The 8,965-nt window shown below is 53.2% G+C and carries 8 protein-coding genes and 2 tRNA genes; 1 reads left to right on the top strand and 9 read right to left on the bottom strand.

Features of this window, described 5'->3' with window-relative positions; translation table 11 throughout:
• Window positions 1-314 precede the first annotated feature (314 nt).
• Window positions 315-390: transfer RNA gene (locus Q7O77_RS10865), tRNA-Asn, on the bottom strand.
• Window positions 391-497: 107 nt separating this feature from the next.
• A complete protein-coding gene (gene mtfA, locus Q7O77_RS10860; protein WP_304166883.1) occupies window positions 498-1,292 on the bottom strand; it encodes a DgsA anti-repressor MtfA in 795 nt (264 codons plus the stop codon).
• Window positions 1,293-1,386: 94 nt separating this feature from the next.
• Between mtfA and Q7O77_RS10855 the strand changes: the two genes are divergently transcribed.
• Window positions 1,387-1,476 (top strand) — tRNA-Ser (locus tag Q7O77_RS10855).
• A gap of 151 nt (window positions 1,477-1,627) precedes the next feature.
• On the opposite strand, the gene Q7O77_RS10850 is transcribed toward Q7O77_RS10855, so the two are convergent.
• The 7 genes from Q7O77_RS10850 to Q7O77_RS10820 all read right to left on the bottom strand — a co-directional run bounded on the left by Q7O77_RS10850 (window position 1,628) and on the right by Q7O77_RS10820 (window position 8,716).
• Window positions 1,628-1,957, bottom strand: coding sequence for a hypothetical protein (locus tag Q7O77_RS10850; RefSeq protein ID WP_304166881.1), 330 nt, complete (start codon window positions 1,955-1,957; stop codon window positions 1,628-1,630).
• A 170-nt stretch (window positions 1,958-2,127) separates the two neighbouring features.
• Complete coding sequence (locus Q7O77_RS10845) at window positions 2,128-2,544, bottom strand: hypothetical protein (protein ID WP_304166878.1); 417 nt, start codon at window positions 2,542-2,544, stop codon at window positions 2,128-2,130.
• Between the two features lie 317 nt (window positions 2,545-2,861).
• Window positions 2,862-4,394 (bottom strand): EAL domain-containing protein, encoded by a 1,533-nt coding sequence (locus tag Q7O77_RS10840; RefSeq protein WP_304166875.1) that lies wholly within the window; start codon window positions 4,392-4,394, stop codon window positions 2,862-2,864.
• 279 nt (window positions 4,395-4,673) lie between these two features.
• The gene (gene lpxL, locus Q7O77_RS10835) at window positions 4,674-5,615 is read right to left on the bottom strand and encodes an LpxL/LpxP family Kdo(2)-lipid IV(A) lauroyl/palmitoleoyl acyltransferase (RefSeq protein WP_304166873.1); all 942 of its coding nucleotides are present in this window, start codon (window positions 5,613-5,615) and stop codon (window positions 4,674-4,676) included.
• 331 nt (window positions 5,616-5,946) lie between these two features.
• Entirely contained in the window at window positions 5,947-7,365 is a 1,419-nt protein-coding gene (locus Q7O77_RS10830) for a coniferyl aldehyde dehydrogenase (RefSeq protein ID WP_304166871.1), read from the bottom strand.
• Between the two features lie 25 nt (window positions 7,366-7,390).
• Window positions 7,391-8,068 carry a type 1 glutamine amidotransferase domain-containing protein gene (locus Q7O77_RS10825; RefSeq protein WP_304166868.1) on the bottom strand — a complete coding sequence of 226 codons (678 nt, stop codon included), beginning with the start codon at window positions 8,066-8,068 and terminating at the stop codon, window positions 7,391-7,393.
• Window positions 8,069-8,077: 9 nt separating this feature from the next.
• Entirely contained in the window at window positions 8,078-8,716 is a 639-nt protein-coding gene (locus tag Q7O77_RS10820) for a TetR/AcrR family transcriptional regulator (RefSeq protein WP_304166866.1), read from the bottom strand.
• Window positions 8,717-8,965: the final 249 nt, after the last annotated feature.

The following is an 8,965-nucleotide window of genomic DNA, read 5'->3' as shown; positions in this document are numbered from 1 at the left end:
ATACACAATAGTTACACTTTTGAACGGTCCTGTTTTCTGTTCCTACTACGCGATCTGGGCAGTGGAATGGCGACGTGCAGACGATGAGAAAACACAGAACACAGGGTGATTGATAAGACCTTTTCGACGCGATGGGCGTTTTCAGCCACCGGTTATCGTATTCAAAGCGCCAGAGATATTAACCGGCAAGTTTTACGTGGAGAGGCAGATCGAATGGCGTAGTGGGGTGAATAGTGAGGGTTAAATAGCAAGTGTTCAGGCCGTTGAAAAGCAAAAAGCCCGCTTAAGTTTCCTTAAGCGGGCTTTCCTAAATATGGCTCCTCTGACTGGACTCGAACCAGTGACATACGGATTAACAGTCCGCCGTTCTACCGACTGAACTACAGAGGAATCGTGTGAACGGGGCGCATAGTATCTGGGTCACTCTGGGCTGTCAACGCCAAAATCGCGTTTATATCCCAACTGCTTAGCCTCTGTTCGATTATGCGTTTTTATGCTCAAGAGTTGCGCGATGATAGGGCTTCGCCCCCCTTTTGCCAGCGCTGTAAACGCTCCAGCGGCAACTGCCGGTAAAAGCGCGTGAACACGTCATAGATGACGGGGAAGCGCTCATAGAGCAATTCGGGCGCACTAAAGAAGTACTCGGACAACACGGCAAAACACTCTGCCGGATCGGACGCGGCATAGGGATCCATGCTGGCCCCCTCTTCCCCCACCAGGTCGATCTCCTCTTGCAGTTCGCACATCGCCCCGTGGAACGCCTGCTCCCACTGCGCCATTTCCCGCAGAGGAAGTGGTGGAACGCCGCTCACTTCACGTCCTCCGCGTAGGTCTAGCTTATGCGCCACTTCGTGGATCACCAGATTGAATCCCGACAGGTCGAAGGAGTCCTGGATGTCCTGCCAGTTGAGCACGATCGGTCCCTGCTCCCAACTTTGTCCTGACTGGACAACCTCTCCCGAATGGACGAGGCCAATGTCATCGACCCATTCGTCCGTGACAATAAACGGAGAGGGATAGATCAGGACGTCATGAAAGCTATCAAGCCAGTTGAAGCCAAGTTCCAACACCGGCAGACAAAACAGCAGCGCGATACGCTGCTGCATCAGTGTATCCAACTCAAGATGTTCCAAGGGTACCAGGCGCTTTTGCCGCAGAAAGTGTTGCGCAAGATCGACGAGCCGCCGACGCTCGCGTTCGTCCAACGGCGCCAGCAGCGGGATAGACAGCGCAGAGTGCCACTCGGCCCCCTTTTCAGGCGAAGACGGTGAGGTTTTCCATTGCCACTTCATGCATGATTGCTCGCTATGTCGTCACTCAGGTCTTAAGACGGGGATAGGGGCTGTTAAAATGCCATGAAAACGGGCATCATAGTCGCCCTTCCGTGGAGAGATGCCGGAGCGGCTGAACGGGACGGTCTCGAAAACCGTTGAGGGAGTCATCCCTCCGAGGGTTCAAATCCCTCTCTCTCCGCCATTATTCAAGCAGTTATCCCAACGCACGTCTGTGATAAAAGTCCCGCTGAGTCAATCCAATAAGAAAACCGGCGTGTCGTCTCACAATAACTCAATCTCTTCTGTGAAACTACGCCGGCTGATTTTGTTCATCAAGGCTTAGTGAAGCACGGTTAGCGCGTGCGCCAAAGCCGGTACTGTCCCCCAAAGCCTACTTCTGCCGCATACTCTTGCTCGCTACCATCAGCAAGAACATCCACGGTCCGTCGCATGCCCAGCGACAGCGCGACACACTCGTTGCTGACTCTCAGTTTATGCAAGCCATTATTTAAATAAGCTGTGACGTATTGGTTTTGTCTTAGCAGCGCGATCTCTTTATCATCGACCGTCACGACAAATTTGCAAAGACCACCACTCCAGGCACCAATAAACTGCTTATTTCGCGTCACGGTGACTTTTGTCTGCTTGCCCTGAGTATCTGGCGTGATAATAGTCTGATCCAATATATATTCTGCAGGACCGTGCGGTCTGGAACACCCACTCAATATCAATACGAAAAATAGAAAGAAGATTCTTTTCATTATCATTTACCCAATATAAATGGAGAGCAGTATATCCGCTGCTCTCATTAGAATTTGTTTACTGAAGCCTATCGCAAGACTGCAACGCGACATTATTGCGCTTGAGGCGTTAACATCGCATTCGCGGCTTTGGGGTGAAGCGTGTACATACCGCCGTTGAAAGGATCCACCAGCAAGTATCCGATGAGACCGCCGAATACCAGATTTCCGCCGATATACCACCCGTTCGCAGATGATCGAACAGGCAACGTCAGCGGCTGATAGTTTTCTTTTGTGAACGTAATCAGATATTTTTTCCCACCAAAATAATGTCCGTTAGATTTATCCAGAACCACATTTTGAGGTGTATTACCAGTGACGACGACTTGCCCAGTTTCATCCTGTATCGAGAATTTTGCGCCTGCAGGATTACTATTAACGTTGACCACCTGGGCTCGTTTTCCAACAATAGTTGCACATCCAGAAAGTAATATTGCTGCAGATAAAGCAAAGACTGCTAATTTTTTCATTTGCAAATGACTCTTTAAAGGATTTATAGTTAGCCTGATTTGGCTAAAAAATATTACCAAATATTACAAAGAGAGTCATCCTAAAGCGTCATTTATATTTCCCGCTGGGACCTGAAGAGATAGAGAATAAATAATACGTTATCAAAACGCCTATTATCTTATTTCATCGAAAAGTTCAATCTATTATCTCCACAACTTATCGCCATCATTTTTCATTTCAGCGACAGGAAATTCGTTTTCTTTTGCTTTATTCGTTTTATGTTTTGCACAGCGACACTTCGCCGTGTTTTGGCGAATACGGTCATTTCACCGATAGTTTAGGACAGCAACGCTTTCAGGCGTGTCGCGCTCATCGGTCTGCCAAAGTGCCAACCTTGCCCCACCGCGTCATTACAATGTTCCTTCACGTAAGCGGCCTGCTCGGCTGTTTCAATCCCTTCAACAATGACACAGGTATTCAGCATGGCCGTCATGGTAAAGAGCAAATCCACCATGCGCGCATTGACGGAGTCTGTGCCGATAGCTTCGGTAAACATACGGTCGATTTTAATGGCGTCAAACGGCAGGCTGGAGAGGTACGAAAAGTTGGAGTATCCCGTCCCAAAATCGTCGATGGCGATACGATATCCCTGCGCACGTAGCTCGGATAAACGTTTCGCCAGCATCGTGTAATTAGCCGTCGAACGCTCCGTGATCTCCAGAATAATTTGTTTCGGCGTCACGCCGAAATTCGCCACCTGTTCATTCAGGTACGTCTGATAATCGGCATCCAACACGTCGGAGATATCCAGATTAATGCTGAGGTAAAACTCCGGGTCGCTTAATAACAGACTTTGCATCTCAGCGATTGAACGGTGGGTAATATGCCGCGTGATATCACCGATCATTCCCTGTTTCTCCGCAATAGGGATAAACACATCGGGAGAGATTATCTGGCCGTGTTTATTCGTCCAGCGAGCCAGCGCTTCAACACCGATGATTTTTTCATCATTGAGGTAAATGATCGGCTGATAATTCACGTGAAGTTTTTTATGACTGACGGCCAAGCGTAGCTGTTTAGGAATTGAACGATTAATATCAAGCAGCAGAAAAATAACCAGCGTCAGCGAGCCGCCTAATATCGCGCCCAACAATGAGAGAGCGGAAATCATATAGGCGGGCATTTGTAGAATACCGGAGGCGCTTAGCCGCGCATGAATACAGATCTCATACAGTTTGCTGCATAAATAAGACTGGCGATATTGAGCGAGCCAGGAGCTTTCAAAGCGAGATGGCGTCACGCTTTTGCTGCCGAAAGTCTGGAAAACGTGGCTGTCGTCCGCCGACGTTAATACCGCGCCGTAGCCGCGTAGCGGGTAAGAAAAGCTGCGAAAGGCATCGGGCGACGTAAATACCACCACGTTTTTGCGGCTGGCGATATCCGTTTGAATTCGGGGGTCGAAGAGGCCTCTGACGGCGGTCCAAAGCTGGGTGCCGTCTGCTTTTTGAATATCGGTTTCCGGTAGCGTAATAGGCGATGCCAGCACGCCACGCCCGGCAGTGCATACTAACTGACCGTTCTGCATTCGTCCGACGTCGATAATATAGCGGTACTTATAAACCATGTAGCGAAGCTGGAATAAATCGTCTTCAGAGCAGAGGGGATACTTCAGTGCGTAGGCTTCATTAATCGCGGTGTTGGATTCAGTGACGACGTCATCGGAACGCTTCATTATTGCTTCAGCATAATCCTGCAATTTCTTTTGATCGTTCTTCGCTATCACCCGCTGGCTCAGGAGCAACAAAATCAATATGCCTCCCATAATGCCAGCGACCACCATCGCTAGTATCATTTTATTTATTGACTTCATGTTGACTTCCCCGGCCTTGATAAATCCAAACTAGTAGCCATTAATCGGCACCACTTCATGCAAGTTTATTGATTTATCTTTGAATCAATCCCGCGAATATCACTGTTGATGTCACGTATTTACCGGAAATTTTCAATTTCACCGCATCTCTTCACAACAAACTGACCTTGCGTGATCAAACGTCAAGACCGGGTCTCCGGGGGGATCACCGGCCGTATTCTCATCAGGACATGGCGAATGCGCGACGAGATTGCCGAAGCCCGGCGCGCAACAGGGGGACTAGATATACAGCGAGGGTTCGCCCACCGGGCGAGTTTTGAAACGGCGATGCAACCAAAGATATTGGCCTGGCGCCTTCATGATTTCACGTTCAATCGCCCGATTCATATAGGCTGCCGCGGCCAGGCTATTGTCATAGGGATAGTGCTCCAGCTCCGGGGAAATCATCAGCTGATACCCCTGCCCCGCCGGTTTTCGGATGACGACGGCCGTCACCAGTTTGGGCTGAGCCAGACGGGCGATAGTAAAGGTGCCGTTTGAGGTCGCCGCCTTGTCGACGCCGAAAAATGGCACAAACACGCTGCCCTTCGCCCCGTTATCCTGATCCGGCGCGAACCATACCGTGCCGCCGCGTTTCAGCGTGTGAACCATGCTAATCAAGTTTTTGCGGTTCACCAGCACGTTGCCCGACCGCGATCGTCCCCATTTTTGCACCCACTCCAAAATAGGGCTGTTGTGCGGACGATACATGACCACCATCGGTTTGCAGTGGCCGAGAATACGAAAATGCAGCTCCAGCGTCATAAAATGCACGCCGATCACCATGACGCCGTTCTGCTGATCCGACGCTGACTCTTGCGTATTGTGCAGGTGTTCCAGCCCGACGATATCGATCCATTTTTTTATGCGTTTGTCCGGCCAAAACCAGGCCATCCCCGTTTCGAGCAGCGCAATACCGAGCGACGAAAAATGCTCGGTCAATTTGACCTGTTGCTGATGACTGTCAATCTCAGGAAAACACAGCTCGAGATTACGCCGGGCAATACCAACCCGTCGTTTCAGAAAACGCATTGAACGTCGTCCCAACCAGCCGCCGAGACGCACCAGAATGGGATAAGGTAATTGAATCAGCAGATATAACACCGCCAGACCGAACCACAGCGGCCAGTGTCTGGGGTGCGCGTAACGAGCGAAAGAGCGCAGTCGCGAGCGGGTCACCATAAACGCGTTATCCTTCACTGTCATAAAATGACAGCATCAATGAATATCGGAGGCTCCAACAGCCCGAGCCGTTTTTTGTACAAAACCATTGCACCAACGGCTTAGCTTTAGACACCCCAGTGCGACGTTAATTCCGGGAGGAATACGTCGAACGGCGCATTTCACACCGCGGTCAACGAAGCCGTCGCGGCCAGAGAGGCCATCGCATGAAGTTCGGCGCAGCAGGACAAGAAAAGAAAAGCTAGCGCAACAATGTTGCAGTCTGTGGAACGTGAAGGTTGGAAAATGAAGGCCGCGGTGAGTCCGCGGCCCGAGAAGACTGTTTAAGCGATTACGGTTTCAGGATGGATTCCATCTCCGCCATTTTCGGCCCATATGGCGCACGCATCCGCAGGTTGGACTCGCCGCCGGGGCTTTGCACCACGACCGCTTTGGCATGACTGAAACGACGGAAGCCGTAGATGCCGTGATATGCCCCCATTCCGGACGCGCCTACGCCGCCGAACGGCACGCTTTCAATCGTGGCCTGCGTCATGACGTCGTTCACCACCAACGCGCCGGACGTCGTCTGCTCGCTGAAATCACGCTGACGCACTGGGTCCTGCCCAAAATAGTAAGCCGCCAGCGGACGCGGATGCGCATTGATATAGGCGACCGCCTCCTCCGGATTTGCGTAGGTTTTCAATGGCAGGATCGGCCCGAAAATTTCCTCCTGCATCACCAGCATGTCGTCGGTCACGTTCAACACCACCGTCGGCGACAGCTTGCGCTGCGATAGCGCGACGCCCGCTTCACCTTCAGCGGAAAGCTCCACCACCGTCGCGCCTTTCTCACGCGCATCGGCCAGCAGCTGCTGCAGTCGCTGGAAGTGACGATCGCTGATGATCCCGGTGTAGTCGGGGTTTTCCGACAACGTAGGAAACGCTTCCGCAACAAACGCGCGCGCATGCGTGACAAAGTCATCGCGCGCCGACTCAGGCAGCAACACGTAATCCGGCGACATACAAATCTGTCCGGCGTTGAACGTTTTGACCGTCATCACGCGCTCGGCAACCGTCTGGATATCCGCATCGGTATCCACCATCACCGGTGATTTGCCACCCAACTCCAGCGTCACCGGGACCAGATTCTCCGCCGCCGCACGCATGACGTGACGCCCCACGCTGGTACTGCCGGTAAAGATCAGGTGGTCGAAAGCCTGTGCGCTAAACGCTTTACCCACCTCCGCATCACCCAGCACGGTCGTCACTTCCAGCGGATCGAAATAACGCGCGACCAGATCCGCCAACCGTTCCGCCGTCCGCGGCGTGAGCTCGGAAGGTTTGATTATGGCCCGGTTCCCGGCAGCGAGGACGCCCGCCAGCGGACAAAACGCCAGATTCAGCGGAAAGTTCCACGGACTGATAATCCCGACGACACCGAGCGGCTGATATTGCACCCGCGCGTGCATCCCCGGTCCCGGTGCGGGTTGTTCGTCAGGCTGCATCCACTGCGCCACATTTTCGCGGGCGTGATTCAGCGCGTTCACGGACCCCAAAATGTCCGCCATGATGGTCTGGTAAGGACTCCGATGACCATAGTCAGCACGTACCGCAGCCTCCAGCTCCTGATGATGACGAGTCAGTAAGTGAATGGCGCGCTCAATGCGATCGCGGCGCAATTCGCTGCTGGCTGGGCCATCCTGCACGTGTGCGCGTTTCATGTCGGCGACGGTGGCGGCCAGAGAGGCCGCAGTAACTGAAGAACTCATGATTTACTCCAAAATAAAAAGCACATTAGGCCAGCTGCTTGAGCAAAGCCTGAGCGACCCCTTCTGAACTCGCCGGGTTTTGGCCCGTGGTCAGAAGACCGTCGGTCACAATATGGGGCTGCCAGTCGGCGCCTTTTTCGTAGCGTCCGCCCAACTGCGTAAATTCATCTTCGATCAGGAACGGAACCACTTCCGTCAATTGCACCGCCGCCTCTTCGCTATTCGAGAAACCAGTCACTTTGCGTCCCTTGATCAGCGGCTCGCCATCGGCGGCCCGGACATGACGCAGCGCGCCAGGCGCATGGCAGACCAGTCCCAGCGGTTTACCGGCGCGGTCAAAGGCTTCGAGTAAGGCAATCGAGTCGGCGCTTTCCGCCAGATCCCACAGCGGGCCATGTCCGCCGGGATAAAACACCGCGTCGAAGTCCGCCACATTCACCTCAGCCAGTTTTGCGGTCTGGCTCAGCGCGTTCTGAGCGTCCGCATCTTGCCGGAAACGTTCGGTCGCGGCAGTCTGCGCTTCCGGCGCATCGCTGACCGGGTCCAGCGGCGGCTGTCCGCCCAACGGCGACACCAGCGTGATAGCCGCTCCCGCATCCTTGAATACGTAATAAGGGGCCGCAAACTCTTCCAGCCAGAAACCCGTTTTCTTGCCGGTATTGCCAAGACGATCGTGCGACGTTAATACCATCAGAATGTTCATACAAGACTCCTAAAAAGAGGATGAAGGCTCGCCGAGAACCGCTTCGGCGTCCCTGAGGCCCCCTGCGGGGGGGAGCAATAACTCGGTGGTGATCAATGCCTGGTGCAACGGCGTTTTGTCCTTTCCCAGCTTAGACAGTAGCGCCGCCCCCAACCACAGCTGATACAGCGTTTGCGCGGTTTCCGTCGGCGACAGCGTTAAGCGTAACGTGCCATCGGCTTGCCCATCGGCTGTCGTCTCAGCGATACGCGCCACCAGACGCGACACGCCGTCGCACAATATCAGCCGCATACCTTCGGAAAGGTCGGCTACCTCCGCAGCCAGTTTCACGACCAGACAGTGTTCAGCCCAGCCGCCCAGCAAAGGATCGTCAATCCACGCGGTCCAGTAACGCATTAGCCGCTCGCGCCCGGTGCCCGCCTCTGCGCAGAACAGCATATCCAGACGCTGCTGATATTCGTTGACGTAATCGGCCAGCAGCGCGCAGCCAAACTGCTCTTTGGAAGCAAAGTAGTGGTAGAACGACCCTTTGGGCACCTGACTGGCGTCCAGAATCGCTTTAAGTCCTACGCCGACAAATCCCTGCCGCAGCACCAACTGGCGACCGGTATCGAGGATGTGCTGGCGAGTCTGTTTGGTTTTGCTCATCGAAGTCATAACATCACGCTAACATTAAATAGACCGGTCGTCTAGTAATGAATGGACAGCGAGAGCCGCATACCGACTCGCACCTCAACGCGTGAACGTTCCGTTCGCTGATGTTAGGACGTGAGAAGAGAGCAAAAGCAAGGAGCCAAAAGAGAGCGGTTTATGTCGGAAGCGCTTGAGCAGTAGGCAGTAGGCAGTAGGCAGTAGGCAGTAGGCCTGTCTCTTATACACATCTCCGAGCCCACGAGA

It is taken from the genome of Lonsdalea britannica, from assembly GCF_946477055.1.
In the GTDB taxonomy this organism is placed as follows: domain Bacteria; phylum Pseudomonadota; class Gammaproteobacteria; order Enterobacterales; family Enterobacteriaceae; genus Lonsdalea; species Lonsdalea britannica_A.
This window is presented reverse-complemented; position numbering and strand designations above follow the sequence as displayed.

What these genes read in the sequence shown, in the direction of transcription:
- mtfA (WP_304166883.1), bottom strand. Translation starts at nt 1,292, where the DNA reads ATGAAGTGGCAATGGAAAACCTCACCGTCTTCGCCTGAAAAGGGGGCC.
- Q7O77_RS10845 (WP_304166878.1), bottom strand. Translation starts at nt 2,544, where the DNA reads ATGAAAAAATTAGCAGTCTTTGCTTTATCTGCAGCAATATTACTTTCT.
- Q7O77_RS10840 (WP_304166875.1), bottom strand. Translation starts at nt 4,394, where the DNA reads ATGAAGTCAATAAATAAAATGATACTAGCGATGGTGGTCGCTGGCATT.
- lpxL (WP_304166873.1), bottom strand. Translation starts at nt 5,615, where the DNA reads ATGGTGACCCGCTCGCGACTGCGCTCTTTCGCTCGTTACGCGCACCCC.
- Q7O77_RS10830 (WP_304166871.1), bottom strand. Translation starts at nt 7,365, where the DNA reads ATGAGTTCTTCAGTTACTGCGGCCTCTCTGGCCGCCACCGTCGCCGAC.
- Q7O77_RS10825 (WP_304166868.1), bottom strand. Translation starts at nt 8,068, where the DNA reads ATGAACATTCTGATGGTATTAACGTCGCACGATCGTCTTGGCAATACC.
- Q7O77_RS10820 (WP_304166866.1), bottom strand. Translation starts at nt 8,716, where the DNA reads ATGAGCAAAACCAAACAGACTCGCCAGCACATCCTCGATACCGGTCGC.